Raw genomic sequence first — 22881 nt, 5'->3', positions numbered from 1 at the left:
CCTCCCTGTTCTGCGAACGATGTTTGCAGTATCTTAGGTCACCCAAGTACTGCGAACGCCGATCGCAGTAGGGGGAAAGTGAGCCGACATGACCCAGGTACCGCCGCACCAGGAGTGGACGCCGACCCGCTACGCGCACAACGGGAACGTACGGGTGGCCTTCGACCGGCTGCGCGGCTCGGAGGGCAGACCGCTGCTGCTCATCATGGGCCTGGCCACCGCCCGGTTCTGGTGGCCCGGCGGACTGTGCCGGGCGTTCGCCGACGCCGGGTTCGCCGTCGCCCGCTACGACCAGCGCGACGCCGGCCAGTCGACCCGGATGCCGGACACCGCCACCACCAATCCCTTCAAGGCCCTGTTCGGCAGGCGAGGGGACGCCTACACCTCCGAGGACATGACCGACGACGCCATCGCCGTGCTGGACGCACTCGGCTGGGAGCGGGCCCACGTCTTCGGGCACTCCCTGGGTGGCGCGATCGCCCAGCGGATCGCGCTGCGCCACCCCGACCGGGTGCTCAGCGTCACCTCCTCGGCGGCCCTGCCCAGCGATGTCTCGGGGCTGGGGGTCCTTCGGCACCTGCGGTTCGGCCTGCTCGCCAAGCTGGCCCGCGCCAGGTTCCCCGAGGGACGCGAGGGCGACATCGAGGCCGCCCTGACGGTCTGGCGCGGCATCGCCTCCCCCGGCCACCCGTTCGACGAGGCCGCCGCCCGGGCCTGGGTCGAGGCCGACGTGGACAGCGGGCCGCGCGACAAGAAGGCGCAGAGCCGCCAGATCGGCTCCCAGTGGCACGGCCCCCGGCTCAAGGAGCTGCGCAGGCCGACCCTGGTGCTGCACGGTGAACAGGACCCGATCCTGCGGGTCAGCGCCGGCCGCGCCACGGCCGGGGCCATCGACGGCGCCCGGCTGGTGACCTACCCGGGCGTCGGTCATGACCTCCCGGCCGGCCTGTGGGGCGACATCGCCCGCCGGCTGAGCGAGTTGGCCGACGACGCGGAGGGGCGGGCCACCCCCGTTCTCTAGGGTCCATGGCGCCGGCATCAGCGGCCCGCAACTTCTTGTGGAAGAGGTTGCGGGCCGGGGACGTCAATATTTCCGGGGTGTGTCACGGGCCTTGACCGTCCCTGGTGGCAGATCTACGGTCAGGCGTGCAACTTACTTGCTGAAAGTTCCAACCACCTTCCGCAAGAAGTGCTCTTCCGGTCACCCCCACCCGCGAGGAGATGTCATGCCCCTGATCCGTACCGCACTGGCCGGCCTGACGGCGGCCGTCGCCGGCATCGCGGTCTCCCTCGGCGCGCCGAGCGCCACCGCCACCGCAGCCCCGCCCGGCGGCAAAGATGTCACCGCCGTGCTGTTCTCCTGGAACTTCGACTCCATCGCCCGCGAATGCACCCAGCGCCTGGGCCCGGCCGGCTACGGCTACGTCCAGGTCTCCCCGCCCCAGGAGCAGATCCAGGGCAGCCAGTGGTGGACCGCGTACCAGCCGGTCAGCTACACCATCGGCAGCCGGCTCGGCAACCGCGCCCAGTTCCAGAACATGGTCAACACCTGTAGAAACGCCGGCGTCGGCGTGGTCGTGGACACCGTCATCAACCACATGACGGCCGGCTCCGGCACCGGCACCGCCGGCAGCCGCTACACCAAGTACGACTACCCGAACGCCCCCTACAGCGACTGGGACTTCAACGACTGCCGCCGCGAGATCGGCAACAACTACGGCGACCGCTACAACGTCCAGAACTGCGAACTCGTCGGCCTCGCCGACCTCAACACCGGCAAGGACTACGTCCGCCAGCGCATCGCCGACTACCTGAACGACCTGCTCTCCCTCGGTGTCGCCGGCTTCCGCATCGACGCCGCCAAGCACATGCCCGCCGCCGACCTCGCCAACATCAAGTCCCGGCTGACCAACCCCAGCGCCTACTGGAAGCAGGAGGCCATCTACGGCGCCGGCGAGGCCGTGTCCCCGACCGAGTACCGGGGCACCGGCGACGTCCAGGAGTTCCGCTACGGCACCGACCTCAAGCGGGTCTTCCAGAACGAACGCCTCGCCTACCTCACCAACTACGGCGAGGGCTGGGGCTACATGCCCAGCGCCGGCTCCGCCGTCTTCGTCGACAACCACGACACCGAGCGCAACGGCTCCACGCTCTCCTACAAGAACGGCGCCGACTACACCCTCGCCAACGTCTTCATGCTGGCCTGGCCGTACGGCTCACCCGACGTGCACTCCGGCTACGAGTTCACCGACCACGACGCCGGACCGCCCAACAACGGCCAGATGAACGCCTGCTGGTCGGACGGCTGGAAATGCCAGCACGCCTGGCCGGAGATCTCCGCCATGGTCGGCTTCCGCAACACCACCCGGGGCCAGGCCGTCACCAACTGGTGGGACAACGGCAACAACGCCATCGCCTTCGGCCGCGGCAACCAGGGCTATGTCGCCATCAACCACGAGAGCGGCTCCCTCACCCGCACCTACCAGACCTCGCTCCCGGCCGGAAACTACTGCGATGTACAGAGCAACCGCACCGTGACGGTCAACGGCTCCGGCCAGTTCACCGCCACCCTCGGCAGCAACACCGCCCTCGCCCTGCACACCGGCGCCCGCACCTGCTGAACCGAGCCGAAGCGGTGCCGCCCCGTACCCACGGGGCGGCACCCGTTCAGCGCAGCGACCGCAGCGTCTCCCCGCTCTCCAGGACCGCCGTCAGCTCCGCGTCCGCCTCCTGCCCCGGCGCCGGCAGCGCCATCACCCGGCCCCCGGCCCCGCCCTCCACCTCGCCCTCCGCCGCGATCGACGCCACCTCGGCGCTGCCCGCCGCCAGCAGATACCACTCGTCCGCCGGCGACTTCCACAGCACCCCGGTCAGCACCCGCGGCTCCCGCGCCCCGCACGCGGTGCCCTCCTCCTGCCGCGCCACCAGCGCGCCCGGCTCACCGGCCCGCTCGGCCGGGATCTGGAACTGCGCCATCGCCCGGCTGCCCGCGCCGCGCCAGGTCTCCGCCCGGGTGCACAGCCACTGCGCGGTGCCCGCCCCGTCCGGCAGTTCCTGCTCCGCGAAGCCCCAGGTGTTCACCGTACGCACCCCGATCGCCGTCACCCCGGACAGATGACAGGCGGTACGCGCCCACCGGGCGGCGGCCGTACTGTCGCTCAGCGCCCCGGCCGGCTGACCCGGCGCGCCGTACGTCAGCAGCGCCGGGGTCAACTCGCCCAGATCCGCCATCGCGTAGGGCGCCGCCGCGCCCGCCGCCGTGAACTCCAGTACCGCGTACTGTGCGCACTGCTCCTGCGTGCCGCTTCCGGCGGGGGTACGCAGCGGGGCGCTCACCCCGCGCTCGTCGATCTCGGTGGCCATCCCCGGCCGACCAGGCGTCAGCAGATCGGTCATGGCCAGCGATTCGACCCACGGCGCGGTCAGATAGCGGGTGTTGCCGTCCGCCCGGTCCAGTACGACGGCGGAGGCGGCGGTGGCGTCGGCGCCGTCCACCCGGGCGAAGTCCAGCACCGCGCCGCCGTCGCCCGCGCCCGCCAGCTCCGCGTACCGCACCAGCCGCATCCCGTCGTACAGCAGCACCACCGTGGACTCGCCGACGTCCCCGGCGAACAGCAACTGCGCGGGCCCGGGGGCGGGCCCGGTCTGGGTACCGGGCGTCGCGGAGATGCCCACCGACTCGCCGGGGCGTGCCCACACCGCCAGCGCGCGGCGCAGCAGCGCCTGGTCGTTGACCGACTCGCCCCGGGCGGGCCACACCGCGAAGTCCACCCGCGAGGAGCCCTCCCACACCTCGGCGGGCATCCGGCGCAGCGTCTTGGGGTCGAGCGCGGCCTGGGCCTGCGGGTTCTCGGCGTAGGGCGGGGCGGCGGCGCCGTCCGGGCCCCAGCCGCCGGGCAGCAGCGCCACGGTGCCGGCGGCCAGCGCGAGCACGACGGCGCCGGCCAGGGCGGTGCGCTGCCGGCGGCGGCGCCGGGCGAGGTCGGTGGGGCGGGCGGTCAGGGCGCAGGGGTCGACGAGTTCGCCGCCCTCGGGGAGGGTGTCGGCGCCGCGCAGCGCCGCGCGGATGGCGTCCTCGCCGATGCCCGCGGCGGCGAGCAGGGTACGGATGCCGGGCGCGTTGAGCCCGTCGAGGCGGCGCAGCGCGTAGGCGGCGCGGCCGGCTCCGGTCAGCCGCTTGAGGGCCTGTTCGAGGGCGAGTTCGGAGGTGTCGCCGGCGGCCAGCGGGAACAGCCGCAGCCCGGCGACCCTGGGCAGCCCGTAAGGACCCTTGCGCAGCCACCGCAGCTCACGCCCGGCCAGCCGTACGGGGCGGGCGGCGGTCAGCGCGGCGCGCAGCACGCGCTGCCGCAGATAGAGGTAGCCGGGGTCGGCGGCCGGTCCGGCCCCGGTGCGCGGGACGGGTACGGCGCCCGGGTCGCCCGGGGCGCCGGCGCGTTCCTCCGCCGCTGCCCGGCCGCGCGGCACGGAGCGCTGGACCAGGGCGTGCGCGGTGAGCACCCGGCGGTGCCGGCCGAGGGCGTCGGGCAGCGCCAGATAGGCCAGCCGGACCAGCCGGGGGTAGTGCTCCACCAGCGCGATCGCCGCCTGATCGGGGCCGACACCGGGCGCGGTCTCCGGGCGTCGGTGGCTGGTGGGCTTTACATCGGGGGATGACAGATCGCTGGAGGACACAACCGGCGCAACGAGCGGGGGGCGGCGAAGGACACGCGGCTGTCGGGTGCGGTCGGGGCGTGGTCGGGATCGGCCCGGAGCCGGTCGGTATCGCTCGCCAACGCGTCAACGCCGTTCGAGATATGCCAGTACGGCCAGCACCCGCCGGTTGTCGTCGTCGGAGACCGGCAGGCCGAGCTTGGCGAAGATGTTGGAGGTGTGCTTGGCGATGGCGCGTTCGGTCACCACCATCCGCTCGGCTATGGCGGCGTTCGAACGGCCCTGCGCCATCAGTTCGATGACCTCCAGCTCGCGCGGGGTGAGCCGTTCCAGCGGGGAGTTCTGGGCCCGCTGGGCGAGAAGCTGCTGGATGACCTGCGGATCCATCGCCGTACCGCCGCCCGCGACGCGACGTACGGCGTCGATGAACTGGTCGGCGTCGAAGACCCGGTCCTTGAGCAGATAGCCGACCCCGCCGTGACCGTCCGCCAGCAGCTCGCGGGCGTAGAGCTGTTCCACATGCTGGGAGAGCACCAGCACCGGCATGCCGGGGCGTTCACGGCGGGCGGTCAGCGCGCACTGGAGGCCCTCGTCGGTGAAGGACGGGGGCAGCCGGACGTCCACGACGGCGACGTCCGGCCGCAGTTCGGCGAGCGCCCGGGTGAGCGCGGGGCCGTTGTCGACGGCCGCCGCGATCTCGAAGCCGTGCGCCTGGAGGAGCCGGGTGAGGCCGTCCCGCAGAAGGAACAGATCTTCGGCGAGAACGACGCGCACCCGGTACCTGCCTTGGCTGTGTGTTGCCGGTCTGGAGCCGTTCAGCCTACCGCCGGGTGCCTACCGCCGGGTGCCGGGTGCCGCTGCCGGCGGTCAGCCGCGCGGCAGGACGGTGCCCAGCACCCCGGGCAGCGCGTGCCAGTCGGAGCTGACCACGCTGGCGTGCGAGCCGGCCAGCCGCCGTACCCGCTCCAGCGCCTCGGCCTCGCCCGGGTCGGTGGGGCTGATGGCGGGCGGTACGGCGTGCCCGTCGGTCATCACCAGCAGGTAGTTGTTGCGGGCGTACCAGCCGGTGTCGATGGTGCCGTCGGCGTAGGCGGCGGCGTCGCCGTCGAAGACCACGAACCACGGGCGCAGGGTGGTGTCCGCGTAACGGGTGCGCGGGTCACCGGCCGCGGCGTGGTGCACGGCGGGGAAGGCGGTGGCCGTCTCCAGCCGCCCGGCGGCGGCCAGGTCACGCAGATGGCGGCCGTACTCCACATCGGTCCACAGATTGTCGAACGGGTTGCCCTCCTCGACGGTGCCCGGGATGAGATGGAACAGGAACTTGCCGGCCAGCTCGTCGCGGGTGGGCCAGCCGTCGGCGCGTACCGCGTCGTCCAGGTTGGCGTGCCCGGCGGCCAGTTCGCCCGGCCGGTACACGGCGTCGCCCAGGATCCGGTTGACCAGTGCGTCGAACTCGGCGGGCCCGCGCCCGAGGTTGGCGGCGAAGCCGTCCTTCATCTCGATCTTGATCAGGATCGGCCGGTGCCCGGGGTTCCCGTCGTGCCAGGCCCGCAGGTCCGCCAGGCAGCCGGCGAACCCCTGGTTGCGGGGCTTGGTGCGCAGCTCGGCGGGGGAGGAGGCGTTCTCGCAGTTGTTGTCGTTGCCCAGCGGGTTGCTGTGCGAGACCCGCCAGGTGCCGCCGAAGAAGTTGGTCCAGACATCGAGTTCGAGCATCCCGGCGCCGGAGTCCAGGCCGTCGGCGAGGTAGCTGAAGGTGCTCTTCTCGTACGCGTTGTGCACTCCGACCGTGGTGCCCGCGTCGAACGCGAGCGCGCCATCGGCGCGGGCCGCGGAGTGGGGGAGGGTGAGGGCCAGTGCGGTCGCGCTGATGAGCAGGAGGTTACGGAGGTTCCTGATGCGTCGCATACGTCGCCGCGCTCTCTTGTGGGGGAGCAAGTCGACGCCAGGGTATGCGAGTTGACCCGTGATTGGTCTACACCTGGATGAGGTGGGGGTGAACGCGGAACCTCGGCACGGCGCCTCAGCGCGGGGCGGCCGGCCCGGGCGGGTCGCAGGGCACCTCGATGGTCACCAGCGTCGGCCCGCCCGGCGGGCTGGACACCGCCAGCACCCCGTCGAACGGACCGAGCCGCCGCTCGATGCCCCGCAGCCCGGTGCCGCCGTCGAGGGAAGCCCCGCCGCGCCCGTTGTCCGTCACCGCGATCTTGAGGGTGCCCTCGCGCTCTCCGTAGTAGATGTCCAGCCAGACGCGGTCGGCTCCCGAGTGCTTGGCGGCGTTGGTGAGCACCTCACTCACCGCGAAGTACGCCGCCGTCTCGACCGGTTCGGCCAGCCGCCCCGCCAGCTCCACGTCCACGTCCACCGGGATGCGGGTCCGCAGCGCCAGGGCCCGTACCGCGTCCCCCAGCCCGCGCTCGGCCAGCACCGGCGGATGGATGCCCCGTACCAGATCGCGCAGCTCGGTCAGCGCCTCGGCGGAGGAGGCGCGGGCCTGCGCCAGCAACTCCCGGGCCTGCGCCGGGTCCTTCTCCAGCAGCGCCTCGACGGCGCCCAGGCTCATGCCCATGGCGACCAGCCGGGCCTGCGCCCCGTCGTGCAGATCGCGCTCGATGCGGCGCAGTTCGGCGGCGGAGCTGTCCACCGCGTCGTGCCGGGTCTCGGTGAGCCGGGCCACCCGCCGGGCGAGCTCCTGCTTGTGGCTGGCGCCGATGAAGACCCGGCACAGCAGGAAATGGCCGCGCACGATCAGCGGGTTGACGTACAGCGCGAGCACGAAGAAGCCGATGCCGGTGAGGGCGCCGAGGACCGCCGTGAACCAGGAGCTGATCGGCACGAACGCGAACCAGATGGTGCCCGCCGCCTGGTGGATCGGCTGCCAGACGCCGGCCAGCAGCACCAGCCCGTACACCCCGTAGGCGAGCAGCGCGGGCGCGAACACCACGACGGTGAAGCCGATGACGGCGTCGACCAGCAGCCACAGCATGTCCCGCCAGGTGGCCGGGTCACGCAGCAGTTGGACGGTGTCCCGCGCCTGCCCGGCCGGCCCGCCGCGCCGGGGGCCGTCCGGCGGCCGGTAGCCGGCCCGGATGGTGACCTGGGACCAGTCGTGGGCGAGCAGCCGGCGCTGGTTGGCGTGCGCGCGGGTGAGGGCGATGACCCAGGGGGTGGTGAGGAAGCCGAGGCCCAGCGGCAGAAAGGCCAGCGTCAGCACGGAGAAGACGAACAGCAGCAGCGAGCCGATGAGGGATGCCGGCATCAGCAGCAGGGCTCTGGCCGCCGCCAGCAGCGCGTCGCGCGCCCGTTCGGTGCTCATGGTGTCCGTGTCCTCCGCCGCATCGGGCCGTGCCGTGGGTGCGTGTGTACGAAGGACAGTCTCGCCCAGTGACCCGGGACCGATCACTGGGGCCGCGGCCCGGAGCCGCGGTGTACCTGGGTACACCACGGCTCCGGGCCGGGCGGGGTCGCCCCGGGCCGCGTCCGAGCTGCCAGCCACGGACCGGGGACGATGGGGGGCGGCTCAGACCTGGCCGGCCTCGGCGAGCGCGGTGCCGCAGGTGTCGGTGATCAGCCGGGTGACGACGTACGGGTCGACGTTGGCGTTGGGGCGGCGGTCCTCGATGTAGCCCTTCTTGTCCCGCTCGACCTGCCACGGGATGCGGACCGACGCGCCACGGTCGGAGACGCCGTAGCTGTACTGGTCCCACGGGGCGGTCTCGTGCGCGCCGGTGAGACGGTCCTCGACCCCCACGCCGTAGTTCTTGATGTGCTCCAGCGGCTTGCCGTCCTTGCCCATGGACTCGGCCGCGGTGATGATCGCGTCGTAACCCTCGCGCATCGCCTTGGTGGAGAAGTTGGTGTGCGCACCGGCACCGTTCCAGTCGCCCTTGACCGGCTTGGGGTCCAGGGTGGCGGAGATGCCGAAGTCCTCGGCGGTGCGGTAGAGCAGCCAGCGGGCCACCCACAGCTGGTCGGCGACCTCCAGCGGGGCGAGCGGGCCGACCTGGAACTCCCACTGGCCCGGCATGACCTCGGCGTTGATGCCGGAGATGCCCAGGCCCGCCTTGAGGCAGTTCTCCAGGTGTGCCTCGACGATCTCCCGGCCGTGGATCTCGTCCACGCCGACGCCGCAGTAGTAGCCGCCCTGCGGGGCGGGGAAGCCGTTCTCGGGGAAGCCGAGCGGACGGGAGCCCTCGAAGAAGGTGTACTCCTGCTCGATGCCGAAGATCGGCTCCTGCGCGGCGAACTTCTCGGCCACCGGGCGCAGCAGGGCACGGGTGTTGGACTCGTGCGGGGTGTCGTCGGTGTTGTACACCTCGCACAGCACCAGGATGTCGTCGCCGCCCCGGATGGGGTCGGGGTAGCTGGCGACCGGCTTGAGGACCCGGTCCGAGGCGTGGCCCTCGGCCTGGTTGGTGCTGGAGCCGTCGAAGCCCCAGACCGGGGGCTCGGCGCCGTCGGCGAGGATCTTCGTCTTCGAACGCAGCTTCGCCGTCGGCGAGGTGCCGTCGATCCAGATGTACTCGGCCTTGTAGCTCACGGTTGTGCTCCTTGAGGAGTTCATCGCAGATGTCGCAATGGCGTGTGGGGGAGTGCGGGGTGTGTCCATACGCTGTCGACACCCTCGCCACCTGCGGTTTCTGGTCAGTTGCCCGCTTGTTAACGACCTGTGAACGAGGTTTGCGGCGAAACACGCCGTATCGGTGAGGCGGCCCGGGCGCTTACCCTGTGTCCCATGTCACTTCCTCTGCGGATGCGCTTCGGACTGTTCGGCACCGGCCCGTGGGCCCAGTTGACCCAGGGCCCGGCCCTGGCCGGCCACCCCGGTGTGGACTTGGTGGGTGTGTGGGGCCGCCGCCCGGACGCGGCGCGGGAGTTGGCCCAGCGGCTCGGCACCCGGGCCTACGAGGACGCGGACGCGCTGATCGCCGACTGCGACGCGGTGGCGATCGCCCTGCCGCCGGATGTCCAGGCCCCGCTGGCGGTACGGGCCGCGCGGGCCGGCCGTCATCTGCTGCTGGACAAGCCGCTGGCCACGACCGTACCGGCGGCCCGTCAGGTGGCGGAGGCGGCCGAGGCGGCCGGGGTGGCCTCGGTGGTCTTCTTCACCCTGCACTTCACCCCCGGGTCGGCGGCCTGGCTGGCGGAGCAGCGGGAGAGCGACGGCTGGGTGACCGGCCGGGCCGAGTGGTTCTCGGGCATCTTCGCCGAGGGCGGCAGCGACAGCCCGTACGCGGCGTCGCCGTGGCGCCGGGAGAAGGGCGGCCTGTGGGACATCGGCCCGCACGCCCTGTCGGTGCTGCTGCCGCCGCTGGGCGATGTCACCGGTCTGGACGCGGTCACCGCGGCCCGGGGGCCGGGGGACATGGTGCATCTGGCGCTGCGTCACGTCAGCGGTGCGTCCAGCACCGTCACGGTGAGTCTGACGGTGCCCCCGCAGGCGTCGTCGATGTCGGCGGAGTTGCGTGGCCGGCCTGGCATCGTGGTGCTGCCGGACCGGGGCGGGGAGTCCGGCCCCGCGGAGGCGTTCGGCGCGGCGATCGATGCCCTGGAACAGGCGGCCCGCACGGGCGACCCGCACCCCTGCGACGCCCGTTTCGCGCTGCGGGTGACGGAGATCCTGGCGACGGCGGAGTCCCGGCTGAACGAGGCGCCGGCCTGAGCGCTACTCGCCGGGCAGCCGCTTGCGCCACCCCGGGACGGACACCACGATGGCCACCTTCGGCGAGCCGTTCCACTCCACCGCAAGGCCGCGATCGGTGAGCGCGGCGCGGACCCGCTCACCGATCGCGGCGGCTTCCCCGGCGGGCGGGTCGTAGGCGCCGTAGCGCAGACACAGCTCACCGCCGTGCACGGCGTACTCCAGGTCCTGGTGGTGGAAGAAGACGTAGCCGCGGTCCCCGTCCGCCGCCTCCGCGCCGATCTCCGCGAAGCCGCAGGTGCTACAGCAGCTGAAGTCCGGCCGGACGGTGATGCCCTGCCGGGCCAGCGTCTCGAAGGCGGCCTCCAGCCGGTCCACCTCGGTGACCGGCGGCCAGGTCTGCTGTTCCGCGCGGCGCTCCCGCCACAGCCGCTCGACGACGGCCCGCGCGGTGGCCTCGGTCAGGGCTGTCTCGTCGTCGTCCTCGTACTGCTCAAGAAGCTCGCCGACCGCCTCTTCCCGGCTCAGAAACCCGCAGTGCACGAGGGTGGTGGCCGTTTCGTCGATCTCATCGATCTCATCGATGCCGCTGGTCGTCATGGGTGTCACCCTGTCACGGCCCACTGACAGCGCCGCCGGTGCTCCGAACGGACCTGGGCGGTGGTGAGAGGTGCGACGACATGAGATCCGTTAATCATGTCATCGGAAGTACAGCGGAATTCCGCCCTGCCACGTCGCATCCTGCTCGGCGCCACCGCCTGCGTCAGCCTCCTCGGCCTCAACCGCCTGCTGACCGCCTGCTCAGGACCGGGCACCGGCGCCGCCACCGGCCCCGGCACGGGCGCCGCCCCCGGCCCCGCCGCCGTACCGGCCGCCCCGGCCGCCGACTCGTACCGACTGCGCCCCTTCACCCCCGGCAGCGCCGCCCGCGCCGCGCCACCGAGGCAACCCGTACCCGTACGCGCCGAGGCCGCCCTCACCCTCAGCGTCCCCGGCAAGAAGATCGCCCTCACCCTGGACGACGGCCCGCACCCCACCTACACCCCGCAGGTGCTCAAGCTGCTGCGCAAGTACAAGGTCCCCGGCACCTTCTTCATCATCGGCGAGAACGCCCACTCCCACCCCGACCTGGTACGCGCCATCGCCGACGAGGGCCATGTCGTCGCCAACCACTCCTGGAGCCACCCCCAGCTGGACACCCTCTCCACCAAACGGGTCCGCCGCGAGCTCGGCGACACCAGCGACCTCATCCACGACATCCTCGGCACCCCACCCGCCCTCGCCCGCGCCCCGTACGGCGCCTGGGACAAGGCATCACTCACCGTCTGCGCCGAACTGGGCATGGAACCGCTGGGCTGGTCCATCGACACCAACGACTGGGCCAGGCCGGGCACCTCCAGCATCTCCACCTCCGTGCTGGACGGCGCCCACGCCGGGGCCATCGTCCTCACCCACGACGGAGGCGGCGACCGCTCCCAGACGGTCACCGCCCTCGGCCAGGTCCTCCCCAAGCTGCTGGACCGCGGCTACGAGCTGGTCCTGCCCGCCTGAGCCGCTACGACCGCGGCTCATGGCCCAGCGCCGCCGCCAGCGCCTGCACATTCGGGTAGCTGCTCCGCCGGGGCAGCGACCGCACCTGATCGATCAGCTCATCGGGCGCCCGCTCCTCCAGCAGGGTGCGCAGCAGCTCCGACCGCCTGGCCGGGAAATCCGCCCGCCGCAGATGCCGCGCCAGCTCAAAACGGAACGTTTCGTCACGCGTCTCCCGCTCGTCCGCCGCCGCCCCGGGCGGCGGGCCCGCCGCGTCCGTCCCCTCCACCGGCTCCGGGTCCCGCCAGGCCGCCACCCGGGTCGGCCGGTCCGCCCGCAGCATCCCCGCCACCTCGTGCTTCAGCCGATCGTCCTCGTGCGCGCTCAACCTATTGCTGCCCCGCTCCTGCATCACAGGTCCCTCCTTCACTGCCGGAAAGAGCGAGTACCCGGGGTTTGAGACCGAAACCAGCGGAAACGCGGTGCGGGAGCCGCGACCCAAGAAAATATCCCTCCCGAAATGCGCCAAATGGGGCAATGGGTACACACTGGGAGCAAGGTCTGCAAAGACTGAGACAGCGCGGTCGCACGAATCCCATAGAAGGAGGCGAGTCGCATGGCCGACGTCTCACACCACAGGGGAACGGACGTCTCGCACCGCAGAGATGCGGGCATGGCGGACCACCCTGACGCACGTGAGATGCGGGAACGCTACTCCCGTGTGACGGGCGGCACGACAGTCCCGCTCGTTGACGCACCGGTATTTCTCGCCGGTCTGTATCTGGCAATCTCCGCCTGGCTGGTGCCGACGTTCTTCGCCGCCCAGCCGCGACTGGGCATACACAACCTGATTCTCGGAATCGCGGTGGCCGTGCTGGCCCTGGGCTTCGCCCTGGTGCCGGAGCGGATGCACGGCATGGGTCTGGCCCTGTGTGTGATCGGGGCGTGGACGGTCGTTGCCACCTGGGTCGTCGGCAGTGGTCCGTCGGCGGGCATCATCATCAGCAACATCGTGGTCGGTGCCGTCATCTTCCTCCTGGGACTGGCGGCCACCGGAGCGGCACTGACGATGCGCCGCAAGTCCCACCACCGCGAGAGGCTGACCACCTGACAAGGAGCCGCACATAGCCACAACAGCACAACCCCAAAAAGCCCGGCGGGCAGCCCCACAAGGGACTGCCCGCCGGTGCGTGCGCGCGTGCGCGGGTGCGTACGCAAAGACTGCGTACGCGGGCCGGCTACACGTCGAAGTAGAGCTCGAACTCGTGGGGGTGGGGGCGCTGGGCCATCGGCGCGATTTCCTTCTCGCGCTTGAAGTCGATCCAGGTCTCGATCACGTCCGAGGTGAAGACGCCGCCCGCCTGGAGGTAGTCGTTGTCCTCCTCCAGGGCCTCCAGCACGGCCGGCAGGGAGGTCGGGACCTGGGCCAGCTCCGCGTGCTCCTCGGGGGCCAGCTCGTACAGGTCCTTGTCGACCGGCTCCGGGGGCTCGATCTTGTTCTTGATGCCGTCAAGACCGGCCAGCAGCAGGGCCGAGAAGGCCAGGTACGGGTTGGACGACGGGTCCGGGGCGCGGAACTCGACGCGCTTGGCCTTCGGGTTGGAGCCCGTGATCGGGATGCGCATCGCGGCGGAGCGGTTGCGCTGCGAGTACACCAGGTTCACCGGCGCCTCGAAGCCCGGCACCAGGCGGTGGTACGAGTTCAGCGTCGGGTTGGTGAACGCCAGCAGCGACGGGGCGTGTTTGAGGATGCCGCCGATGTAGTAGCGGGCGGTGTCCGACAGACCCGCGTAGCCCTGCTCGTCGTAGAACAGCGGGGAGCCGGCCGTCCACAGCGACTGGTGGACGTGCATGCCGGAGCCGTTGTCGCCGAAGATCGGCTTGGGCATGAAGGTGGCGGTCTTGCCGTTGCGCCAGGCGACGTTCTTGACGATGTACTTGAACAGCATCAGATCGTCGGCGGCGGCCAGCAGGGTGTTGTACTTGTAGTTGATCTCCGCCTGGCCCGCGGTGCCCACCTCGTGGTGCTGGCGCTCGACCTCAAGGCCGGCCTTCATCAGCTCCAGGGTGATCTCCGCGCGCAGGTCCGCGAAGTGGTCGACCGGCGGGGCGGGGAAGTAGCCGCCCTTGTAGCGGACCTTGTAGCCGCGGTTGCCGCCCTCCTCGATGGCGCCGGTGTTCCAGGCGCCCGCCTCGGAGTCGATGTAGTAGTAGCCGGCGTTCGACCGGGTCTCGAAGCGCACGTCGTCGAAGACGTAGAACTCCGCCTCGGGGCCGAAGTACGCGGTGTCGGCGATGCCGGAGGACGCCAGGTACGCCTCGGCCTTCTTCGCCACGTTGCGCGGGTCGCGGCTGTACGCCTCGCCCGTGATCGGGTCGTGGATGAAGAAGTTGATGTTGACCGTCTTGTCCTTGCGGAACGGGTCGAGGCGCGAGGTGGACAGGTCCGGTACGAGGGCCATGTCGGACTCGTGGATGGCCTGGAAGCCGCGGATCGACGAGCCGTCGAACATGAGCTGCTCGTCCGGGTCGAAAGCCTCGACCGGGAGCGTCACATGCTGCATGATGCCCGGCAGGTCACAGAAGCGGACGTCGATGAATTTGATCTCGTTGTCCGCGATGTACTTCTTGATCTCGTCGGCGTTCTGGAACATCCGATCGTCCTCCTTGCCCCACCCTGCGGGCGGGGAATGCGCAGCTCGGGGTGCGGGCCCGGGGCACGGACCTGCCGGGGCCGACCCTAAGAACCGGCCATTACTCGGGCATGACCCTGGTGTTTCGCCGATGTTAACCAGCCAACCGGAGCAACCCCCGGCGACTGGCCGGTACGGACCCCCACCGGGAGCCGCCGCGGAGCCCCCGGGGCCACCGCGCTACCGTGGACGGGTGGACAAAGAGGCGGACAAAGAGTTCGACAATCGACAGGTCATCGGATCATGGCTCTCCGGTCCCCGGGCCACCGCCGAGAGCATGGGCGTCGATTTCGGCTACCGGGGTGAGCGCTTCGGGCTCCCCGAGGACGGCCCCGGCTCCATCGCCCCGCTCGGCCGGCGGGTGGCCGCCCTGTGCGTCGACTGGGCGCTGTGCGCGCTGATCGCATACGGTCTGCTTGCCGACGGCCCCGGCTCGGTCGGCAACTGGACCCTGCTGGTCTTCACCATCACCGGCATCCTCACCGTCGGCACCCTCGGCTCCACCCCCGGCAAGCGGCTGCTCGGCCTGCGCGTCGTCCACCTCAGCGGCGAGCGGCTGAGCTTCCCGCGCGCCACCATCCGTACGATCCTGCTCGCCCTCGCCATCCCGCCGCTCATCTGGGACCGCGACTCGCGCGGGCTGCACGACCGGCTCACCGACGCCGTACAGATCCGGGTCTGAGAGCCGGCCACACCCGGCACACGGAGCACACCCGAGCACACCCGAACACACACAGAACCCGAGCACACACAGAAGGGGCCCGGCGGCAGCTGCCGCCGGGCCCCATCTTCTGTTTCCTTGCTCCGTCTTCTTCTTCTCGCTCGGGCCCCTCCCCGGGGCCCTCGCTCAGCGGCCCTTGCGCTGCTGCGGGCCGCCCTTCGGCATCTTCATGCCCTTGGGCATCGGGCCCTTCGGCAGCGGCATGTTGCTCATCAGGTCGCCCATCGCCCGCAGCCGGTCGTTCACCTCGGTCACCCGGTGGCCGGGCAGCACCCTCGGGAACTTGACGACCTTCGCCCGCAGCTTCTTCAGCGGCACCTGGTCCTCGCCGTTGCCCACGATCACATCGTGCACCGGCACCTCGGAGACCACCCGGTTCATCCGGCGCTTCTCGGCAGCCATGAGCGTCTTCAGCCGGTTCGGATTGCCCTCGCCGACCAGCACCACGCCGCACTTGCCGACCGCCCGGTGCACCACGTCCTGGTTCCGGTTGATCGCCACCGCCGGGGTGAACGCGAAGCCGCGCCGCAGATTCTCCAGCACGGCCGCCGCCGCCCCCGGCTGCCCCTCCATCTGGCTGAAAGCGGCCCGCTCGGCCCGTCGCCCGAAGACGATGGCCGTGGTCAGCAGAGCCACCAGGAAGCCCAGAATCCCCAGATAGACCGGATGCCCGATCAGAAAGCCGACGCCAAGGATCACACCGAAGGTGCCCAGGCCGACAGCAGAGATGACCAGGCCGATCCACCGATCGACCCGCTTGGTCATCTTGTACGTCAGAGCGATCTGCTTGAGCCGCCCTGGGTTCTCGGAATCTTGTTCCTTGTCCTTCCGCGCCATGCCGGTCAGTTTACGGCCGTCTTACGGCCACCGGCGCGTGGGGCGGCTCAGACCGTCCCGGCGCCCGCCGCCCGCCGCTCCAGGGCCTGCTGGTACAGCCGCCCCGCCCGGTACGACGAGCGCACCAGCGGACCCGACATCACCCCGGCGTACCCGATCTCCTCGGCCTCCTGCTGGAGCTCCACGAACTCCGCCGGCTTCACCCACCGCTCCACCGGGTGATGCCGCGGCGTCGGCCGCAGATACTGCGTGATCGTGATCAGCTCGGTGCCCGCCTCATGCATCTGGCGCAGCGCGTCGCTGATCTCCTCCCGCGTCTCGCCGAGGCCCAGGATCAGATTGGACTTGGTGACCAGACCCGCCTCCCGGGCCTTGGTGAGCACGCTCAGCGACCGGTCGTAACGGAAGGCCGGCCGGATCCGCTTGAAGATCCTCGGCACCGTCTCCACGTTGTGCGCCAGCACCTCGGGGCGCGAGGAGAACACCTCGGCCAGCTGGTCCGGCTCCGCGTTGAAGTCCGGGATCAGCAGCTCCACCCCGGTCCCCGGCAGCAGTGTGTGGATCTGCCGCACCGTCTCCGCGTACAGCCAGGCCCCGCCGTCCGGCAGGTCATCGCGCGCCACCCCGGTGATGGTGGCGTACTTCAGCTCCATCTGCTGGACGGACTCCGCGACCCGCCTCGGCTCGTCGCGGTCGTACTCGGCCGGCTTGCCGGTGTCGATCTGGCAGAAGTCGCAGCGCCGGGTGCACTGCTCGCCCCCGATCAGGAACGTGGCCTCCCGGTCCTCCCAGCACTCGAAGATGTTGGGACAGCCCGCCTCCTGGCAGACCGTGTGCAGACCCTCGCGCTTCACCAGGCCCAGCAGATCCTTGTACTCCGGACCCATCACCGCCCGGGTCTTGATCCACTCGGGCTTGCGTTCGATCGGGGTCTGGCTGTTCCGGACCTCAAGGCGCAGCATCTTACGACCGTCGGGTGCGACAGCGGACACGTCCGCCTCCCTACCACTTTTGATTCATCGGCGTATCTCAGCGTACGCCTGTGCTTATGAGGTCAGACAGCGCGGGGGAGGGGGACCGACTCCTCCAGAACCACCCGCAGATGCTTCTCCACCACCGGCAGCACCTCAGCCACCGGCACCCGGCGCCCCAGCTCCTGCGAGATCGACGTCACACCCGCGTCCCGGATCCCGCACGGCACGATCCGGTCGTACCAGGTGTTGTCCGGGTCGCAGTTCAGCGAGAAGCCGTGCATCGTGACCCCCTTCGCCACCCGGATGCCGATCGCGCACAGCTTGCGGTCCTCGCCGCGCTGCCCCGCGTTCGACGGCGCGTACTGGGGGCCCGCCAGCCGCGGATCGAACTCCTCGTCGTTCAGCCGGGGATCGAAGTCCAGCGACAGCGCCCCGCGCCCCGGCAGCGCCCCGCCCAGCACCCACACCCCGCTGCGGCCCTCCACCCGGGTCGTCTCCAGGCCGAACTCCGCACAGGTGCGGATCACCGCCTCCTCAAGCCGCCGCACATGCGCGATCACATCCACCGGACGCGGCAGCTTCACGATCGGATACCCCACTAGCTGCCCCGGCCCGTGCCAGGTGATCTTGCCGCCCCGGTCGATGTCGATGACCGGCGTGCCGTCCAGCGGCCGTTCACTGTCCTCGGTACGGCGCCCCGCCGTATACACCGACTGGTGCTCCAGCAGCAGGCAGGTGTCGGGCACCTCGTCCGCGAAGCGCGCGGTGTGCACCCGCCGCTGCTCCTGCCAGGCCGCGTGATACTCGACGGCCTCGTCCCCGAAGCCCAGATGGACAAAGCGCAGCTCGCTCACTGCCGCTCACTCTCCCGGTGAAGAACCACGACGCGCGAAGCGTCCCGAACCACTGTACGGCCGCCCTCCGACAGGTAAGCGTGTGCCCCGGTCCTCACACATATGGATGAATCATCCGCACACGGGCCGATCAGGTGGGGAGAGACCGTTACATTCACGCCGTTCCAGCCGCACAGCCGTAAGGCAGGAGACCGCATCGCCGATGTCCACGGAACGACCCGGAGGCACCCCCTCCGTACCCCCACCTGCGCACGCCGCGCGAGCCGGTGCGTCCGGCGCCCCGGCGGCGCCCGCGCCGCCCCCGTCACCGCCCTCCGGGCAGCGCACCCCCAACCGGCAGCTGGCGGCCCTGATCGCCGAAGCCGGGTTCTCACACGCCGGGCTCGCCCGCCGGGTCGACCAGCTCGGCCTCGAACACGGGCTTGATCTGCGGTACGACAAAACCTCCGTCACCCGCTGGCTGCGCGGCCAGCGCCCGCGCGGCACCACCCCCGCGCTGATCGCCGAGGTCTTCACCCGGCGCCTGGGGCGCCGGCTCTCCGCCCAGGACCTGGGCCTTGAGGCATGCGCCCCCGTCTACGCGGGGCTGGAGTTCGCCGCCACCCCGGCCGAGGCCATCGACATCGTCGCCGGCCTGTGGCGCAAGGACTCCGGCAGCTACGCCGAACTGCGCAAGATCGCCTTCACCCCGGCCGGTCTCGTGGTGCCCAGCCGGGACTGGCTCATCGGCCGCCCCGACGACCGGGTGGCGCGCGGCGACCCGCCGGACCCGGTGGGCGGCATCACCGGACTGCCCAGCCTGGCCGGCCTCACCGGGCATCCGGGGCAGCCGGGGCAGCTCGGACAGCTGGGACACCCCCGGGTCCCGGAACAGACCCGGCACCGCGCGGCCGGCGCGGTGGCCACCGCCGCGGGCCGGACCGGCTCCGGCGCCGGCACGGACCGCGTCGAACGCGGCCCCGGGCAGCGCGTCACCGGCGGCGACATCGCCGCCCTGCGCTCCGTCGCGGAACTCTTCCGCGCCCTGGACAACGCCTACGGCGGCGGCCACGCCCGGCAGGCCCTGGTGCGCTACCTGGAGCACGAGCTGGAACCGATGCTGCGCGGCACCTACGGGGAGCAGACCGGCCGCCGGCTGTTCTCCGCCGCCGCCGACCTGACCCGGCTGGCCGGCTGGACCGCGTACGACATCGCCGCCCACGGCCTCGCCCAGCGGTACTTCGTGCAGGCGCTGCGACTGGCGCAGGCGGCCGGGGACCGCTCGTACGGCAGCTACGTCCTGGTGTCGATGAGCAGGCAGGCCGTCTACCTGGGGCACGGTCGCGAGGCGGTGCAACTGGCACGGGTGGCCCAGCAGGGCATGGCCAGCTCGGTGCCGCCGACCGTGCAGGCGCTGCTGCACGCCGTGGAGGCGCGCGGGCACGGGCTGCTGGGAGAGGTACGCGCCTGCTCGGCGGCGCTGGCCAGGGCGGAGCGCGCCCTGGAGGCGGCCCGGCCGGGCGAGGAGGTGCCGACCTGGGCCCGGTTCTTCGACGAGGCGCAGCTGGCCGACGAGTTCGGCCACTGCCACCGCGACCTCCAGCAGTACCGCACCTCCGCGCGGTACGCGGAACGGTCGCTGCAACTGCGCGGCAACGGGTTCGCGCGCAGCCGGCTGTTCTGCCGGGTGGTGCTGGCCACGGCGAAGCTGGGGCTCGGCGACGTGGACCACGCGTGCGCCCTGGCGGTGGAGGCGGCCCAGCAGGCGACCGACATGCGGTCGGCACGGGCCCACGAATACCTCCAGGACTTCGAACGCCGCCTGGACCCGTACCGCGACTCCCTGGCCGTCCGCGGCTACCGGGAGAAGGTGGCGGCCCTGACCTGACCCCGCCGCCCGCCCGCCCACGCCCCCCGGCACCACACCGCCGGGGGGCGTGGGCGGGCGTGGGCCGTCAGGCCGCCGCTGTGGTGCTCGGTTCCGCCGTCGCCGGGCGGCCGAAGTCCTCCAGGAGGGCGGTGACCGCCGTGTGTGCCGTGGCCAGGTCGTCCGCGCCCCGGTGGTCGCCGCAGACATACAGGCCGTCCAGCAGGCGGGTGCGGCGCGGGCCCGCGTACGGGGGCGGGTTCAGGGGGACGGCCCGCGGGTCGTGGTGCGCGGCGAGCAGCTGCCAGTCCTGGGTGGGCGTGCCGTACAGCGCGGCCAGCTGGGGCCGGGCCGCCTTGTCCAGGATCTCGGCCGGCTCGGCCGCCGCGTGGCCCAGCACCACCGAGGTGATCAGCGCCGCGCCCTCCGGCGCCCGGGAGGGGTCCGCCGCCGAGGCGACCAGTGTGTGGGTGACCGGGCCCCGGTCCGGCACGGCGTCGATGACCAGCGCCGGGCCGGTCTGCGGTACGGCGCCGGTGCCGCGCACCGCGTGATGCAGCACCGTCACCGGCCGGAAGCGCGGCACCCGCAGCCCGGGCAGCAGCCGGGCCGCCTCCCGGGCGCCGGTGGCGAGGACGACGGCCCGGCAGCGTATGGTCCCGTGCCGTTCCGTCTCCACCCGCGAGGTGGTGACGGCGGTGGCGCGTACCCCGGTGCGCAGGGATTCGGCGGGCAGTCCGGCCGCCAGGGTCCGGGGCAGGGTGACGGAGCCGCCCGCCGAAAGGGCCAGGCCGTCGCGGGCGAAGGCGCGCAGCGCCGCATCGCTCAGCCGGCTGGAGGTGGCGAGCTGCGGGTCGTGCAGCAGGGCGGTGAGCAACGGTCGCAGAAAGGTTTCTGCGATCCGGCCGGGGATACCGCGCGCGGTGAGCGCCACCGCCGCCGGCAACTCCGCCCGCGCGGTCAGCCGCTCCTCCGGCAGCTTCCCGAGCCGGGCGAGGTTGGCGCGCAGCCACGAGTGGTCGAACGCCGCGATCAGCGAACGCCCCGGCTCCGCAGGGTCGTTGGCCGCAACTCCCGCGGCCCCGCTGCCCGGCGCCTCGCCCACCCGGTGGACGTACCCCGCCGCCCCGTGCAGCAGCGCGCCGCCGGTCAGCCGGCACACCGCCTCCTCCGGCAGCCCCGGCGCCGTCAGCCAACTGCCCCGGTCGAGAAGGAAACCGTCCCGGTCCACGGTGGCCATCCGGCCGCCGATCCGGTCGGCCGCCTCCAGGACCGTGACCGTCAGCCCGGCGTCACACACTCTGCGGGCGGCGGCGAGTCCCGCCGTACCGGCCCCTATGACGACGACGTCGGAATCCACTGCTTGCGTACGGCTGCTCAGCACGGGCCCTCCCATGAGGCGGTCGGCGCTTGCCGGGCGGGCCTGGCCTTGGGTGGGCCCGCCCGCAGGGGCTGATGCCCATTCGCGGCCCGGGCAACGCCGCCCGGACCGACGCTGACCCTCTCACGACCGCCACAATGCGGCAGAGCGCACGCACCGGGCACAGGGGCACACAGGTCGCACTATGTGCCTCCGTACGCCCGTACTTCAGCTTTCGGTGTCGAGCGCCGCCCGGACCGCGTCCTCCACCGTGGGGTGCGCGAAGCTGAACCCGGCCTCCAGCAGCCGGCGCGGCAACACCCGCTGGCTCCCCAGCACATCCTCCGAGAACTGTCCGAGCGCCAGCCGCAGCAGCGGTGCCGGGGCGGTGAACACGGTGGGCCGGTGCAGCACTTCGCCCATCACCCGGGTCGCCTCCCGATTGGTGACCGGGTGCGGGCCGGTCAGATTCACCGGCCCGGACAGCCCCGGCTCGTCCGCCAGCAGAAAGCGCAGCGCCGCGATGTGGTCGGGCAGTGAGATCGCGCTCCAGAACTGGTTGCCGTTGCCGAGCCGCCCGCCCAGCCCCGCCTTGAAGAGCGGGAACAGCTTCCCCCACGCCCCGCCGGAGCGCGCCACCACCAGCCCGGTGCGCGCGTACACCGTACGCACTCCGGCCTCGGCCACCGGTACGGCCGCCGCCTCCCAGTCGCGGCACACCTCCGCCAGGAAGCCGCGGCCCGCCGGCGCGTCCTCGTCCACCGGCTCGGTGCCGGTGTCCCCGTACCAGCCGATGGCGCTGCCGCACAGCAGCACCCGGGGCCGCTCGGAGTCCGGCAGCGAGGCGATGGCGGCGGCGATCGCGGCGGTGCCCAGCACCCGGCTGTCGCGGATCTCCTGCTTGTAGCGGGCGGTCCAGCGGTGGTCCGCGACCCCGGCCCCCGCCAGATGGACGACGGCGTCGCAGCCGGCGATCGAGGCGGCGGTGCTCTCCTGCTGCCGCCCGCTGGGATCCCACCACCGCTCGTCGGCCGCGCCGGGCGGGCGGCGTACCAGCCGTACGACGTCCGTGCCGTCCGCGCGCAGCGCGCCGGTGAGGGCCTTTCCGATCAGGCCGGAGGATCCGGTGACGGCGATACGGGCGGTACGGGGGCGGGAGAGGGGCTGCTCCGCTGGCTGCTGTGGCATGGCGGCCATGCTAAGCGCGGAATCGCGCCCACAGCCTGGGGTACGCGGCGGCCAGCACCCCGGTGTCCTCGAAATCCACCGGGCTGCCCTCGGGCTCCTCGGGGGTCTCCTCGATGCCGAGTTCCGGCAGCTCGACGCCGGTCAGCCGCTCGTACGCGTCGTACGCCGCGTAGCCGACCTCCTCCGCCTCGCCGTCCTCCTCCGGGTCGAAGTCGGACGGCAGCAGTTCGGCGAGCGCGTCGGGGTCGTGCAGCGCGCCCTCGAAGACGCGCCGTCCCTGGGCGATCAGCCAGCAGCGGAAGTTCTCGAAGCAGTCGTCGCTTGCGCCGTCCAGCACCACCCAGGCGGCGCCCCACAGGTCCCAGCGATAGGCGCGGTTGAAGCGGGCCTCGAAGTGCCGGGCGAAGTCGGTGACGGACTCCGGATCGAGGTCGCTCAGGCGTTCGACGATGAGGTCGGCGGTCACCACCGGGTCGCCCTCGGCCCCCTCCCGGGCGGCGTCCACGATCTCCCAGAAATCCGTTTCGTCCATCACGGGACAAGGATCCGCCGCCGCGCCGCGACACGCATCCGGAGACCCGTGGAAA

Annotated in this window: 21 protein-coding genes; 7 read left to right on the top strand and 14 right to left on the bottom strand. The window is 72.0% G+C overall.

From position 1 onward, the window contains the following. Positions 1-88: 88 nt before the first annotated feature. Both AC5WRL_RS05645 and AC5WRL_RS05640 read left to right on the top strand, forming a co-directional pair. A complete protein-coding gene (locus AC5WRL_RS05645) occupies positions 89-1021 on the top strand; it encodes an alpha/beta fold hydrolase (protein ID WP_496087169.1) in 933 nt (310 codons plus the stop codon). 205 nt (positions 1022-1226) lie between these two features. Next, positions 1227-2621 (top strand): alpha-amylase, encoded by a 1395-nt coding sequence (locus AC5WRL_RS05640; RefSeq protein WP_496087168.1) that lies wholly within the window; start codon positions 1227-1229, stop codon positions 2619-2621. A gap of 46 nt (positions 2622-2667) precedes the next feature. Here AC5WRL_RS05640 and AC5WRL_RS05635 read toward each other — a convergent pair whose 3' ends face one another. The 5 genes from AC5WRL_RS05635 to glnII all read right to left on the bottom strand — a co-directional run bounded on the left by AC5WRL_RS05635 (position 2668) and on the right by glnII (position 9190). After that, a complete protein-coding gene (locus tag AC5WRL_RS05635; RefSeq protein WP_496087167.1) occupies positions 2668-4674 on the bottom strand; it encodes a hypothetical protein in 2007 nt (668 codons plus the stop codon). A 105-nt stretch (positions 4675-4779) separates the two neighbouring features. Next, entirely contained in the window at positions 4780-5427 is a 648-nt protein-coding gene (locus AC5WRL_RS05630; RefSeq protein WP_496087166.1) for a response regulator transcription factor, read from the bottom strand. Between the two features lie 93 nt (positions 5428-5520). After that, on the bottom strand, positions 5521-6558 hold the full coding sequence (locus AC5WRL_RS05625) for a phosphatidylinositol-specific phospholipase C domain-containing protein (RefSeq protein WP_496087165.1): 1038 nt from the start codon (positions 6556-6558) through the stop codon (positions 5521-5523). A gap of 115 nt (positions 6559-6673) precedes the next feature. Beyond that, on the bottom strand, positions 6674-7966 hold the full coding sequence (locus AC5WRL_RS05620; RefSeq protein ID WP_496087164.1) for a sensor histidine kinase: 1293 nt from the start codon (positions 7964-7966) through the stop codon (positions 6674-6676). A 204-nt stretch (positions 7967-8170) separates the two neighbouring features. Further along, positions 8171-9190, bottom strand: a complete 1020-nt coding sequence (gene glnII / locus AC5WRL_RS05615) for a glutamine synthetase (protein WP_496087163.1) — start codon at positions 9188-9190, stop codon at positions 8171-8173. A 213-nt stretch (positions 9191-9403) separates the two neighbouring features. Between glnII and AC5WRL_RS05610 the strand changes: the two genes are divergently transcribed. Continuing rightward, positions 9404-10312, top strand: a complete 909-nt coding sequence (locus AC5WRL_RS05610; protein ID WP_496087529.1) for a Gfo/Idh/MocA family protein — start codon at positions 9404-9406, stop codon at positions 10310-10312. Between the two features lie 3 nt (positions 10313-10315). Here AC5WRL_RS05610 and AC5WRL_RS05605 read toward each other — a convergent pair whose 3' ends face one another. Beyond that, positions 10316-10891 (bottom strand): DUF6891 domain-containing protein, encoded by a 576-nt coding sequence (locus tag AC5WRL_RS05605; RefSeq protein ID WP_496087162.1) that lies wholly within the window; start codon positions 10889-10891, stop codon positions 10316-10318. A 96-nt stretch (positions 10892-10987) separates the two neighbouring features. Between AC5WRL_RS05605 and AC5WRL_RS05600 the strand changes: the two genes are divergently transcribed. After that, a complete protein-coding gene (locus AC5WRL_RS05600; RefSeq protein ID WP_496087161.1) occupies positions 10988-11842 on the top strand; it encodes a polysaccharide deacetylase family protein in 855 nt (284 codons plus the stop codon). 4 nt (positions 11843-11846) lie between these two features. Here AC5WRL_RS05600 and AC5WRL_RS05595 read toward each other — a convergent pair whose 3' ends face one another. After that, positions 11847-12233 (bottom strand): DUF2795 domain-containing protein, encoded by a 387-nt coding sequence (locus tag AC5WRL_RS05595; RefSeq protein ID WP_496087528.1) that lies wholly within the window; start codon positions 12231-12233, stop codon positions 11847-11849. A gap of 204 nt (positions 12234-12437) precedes the next feature. Here AC5WRL_RS05595 and AC5WRL_RS05590 point away from each other — a divergent pair, with 204 nt between their 5' ends. After that, complete coding sequence (locus AC5WRL_RS05590; RefSeq protein WP_496087160.1) at positions 12438-12932, top strand: SPW repeat protein; 495 nt, start codon at positions 12438-12440, stop codon at positions 12930-12932. A 127-nt stretch (positions 12933-13059) separates the two neighbouring features. Here AC5WRL_RS05590 and glnA read toward each other — a convergent pair whose 3' ends face one another. Beyond that, a complete protein-coding gene (gene glnA, locus AC5WRL_RS05585; protein ID WP_496087159.1) occupies positions 13060-14475 on the bottom strand; it encodes a type I glutamate--ammonia ligase in 1416 nt (471 codons plus the stop codon). Positions 14476-14791: 316 nt separating this feature from the next. Here glnA and AC5WRL_RS05580 point away from each other — a divergent pair, with 316 nt between their 5' ends. Next, positions 14792-15196, top strand: coding sequence for an RDD family protein (locus AC5WRL_RS05580; RefSeq protein ID WP_496087527.1), 405 nt, complete (start codon positions 14792-14794; stop codon positions 15194-15196). 165 nt (positions 15197-15361) lie between these two features. On the opposite strand, the gene AC5WRL_RS05575 is transcribed toward AC5WRL_RS05580, so the two are convergent. The 3 genes from AC5WRL_RS05575 to lipB form a co-directional block, all read right to left on the bottom strand. Then, the gene (locus AC5WRL_RS05575; protein ID WP_496087158.1) at positions 15362-16072 is read right to left on the bottom strand and encodes a DUF4191 domain-containing protein; all 711 of its coding nucleotides are present in this window, start codon (positions 16070-16072) and stop codon (positions 15362-15364) included. A gap of 47 nt (positions 16073-16119) precedes the next feature. Next, positions 16120-17064 carry a lipoyl synthase gene (lipA, locus tag AC5WRL_RS05570; protein WP_496087157.1) on the bottom strand — a complete coding sequence of 315 codons (945 nt, stop codon included), beginning with the start codon at positions 17062-17064 and terminating at the stop codon, positions 16120-16122. A gap of 62 nt (positions 17065-17126) precedes the next feature. Continuing rightward, positions 17127-17900, bottom strand: coding sequence for a lipoyl(octanoyl) transferase LipB (lipB, locus tag AC5WRL_RS05565; RefSeq protein WP_496087156.1), 774 nt, complete (start codon positions 17898-17900; stop codon positions 17127-17129). Between the two features lie 202 nt (positions 17901-18102). Between lipB and AC5WRL_RS05560 the strand changes: the two genes are divergently transcribed. Next, positions 18103-19767, top strand: coding sequence for an NsdA family TPR-like regulatory protein (locus AC5WRL_RS05560; protein ID WP_496087155.1), 1665 nt, complete (start codon positions 18103-18105; stop codon positions 19765-19767). A gap of 67 nt (positions 19768-19834) precedes the next feature. Here AC5WRL_RS05560 and AC5WRL_RS05555 read toward each other — a convergent pair whose 3' ends face one another. The 3 genes from AC5WRL_RS05555 to AC5WRL_RS05545 form a co-directional block, all read right to left on the bottom strand. Continuing rightward, positions 19835-21130 carry an FAD-dependent oxidoreductase gene (locus tag AC5WRL_RS05555; protein ID WP_496087154.1) on the bottom strand — a complete coding sequence of 432 codons (1296 nt, stop codon included), beginning with the start codon at positions 21128-21130 and terminating at the stop codon, positions 19835-19837. 204 nt (positions 21131-21334) lie between these two features. Then, complete coding sequence (locus tag AC5WRL_RS05550; RefSeq protein WP_496087153.1) at positions 21335-22303, bottom strand: TIGR01777 family oxidoreductase; 969 nt, start codon at positions 22301-22303, stop codon at positions 21335-21337. Position 22304: 1 nt separating this feature from the next. After that, on the bottom strand, positions 22305-22826 hold the full coding sequence (locus tag AC5WRL_RS05545; protein WP_496087526.1) for a DUF4240 domain-containing protein: 522 nt from the start codon (positions 22824-22826) through the stop codon (positions 22305-22307). Between the last annotated feature and the right edge of the window lie 55 nt (positions 22827-22881).

The sequence above is a fragment of the Streptomyces sp. NTD107 genome (genome assembly GCF_059510435.1).
This window is presented reverse-complemented; position numbering and strand designations above follow the sequence as displayed.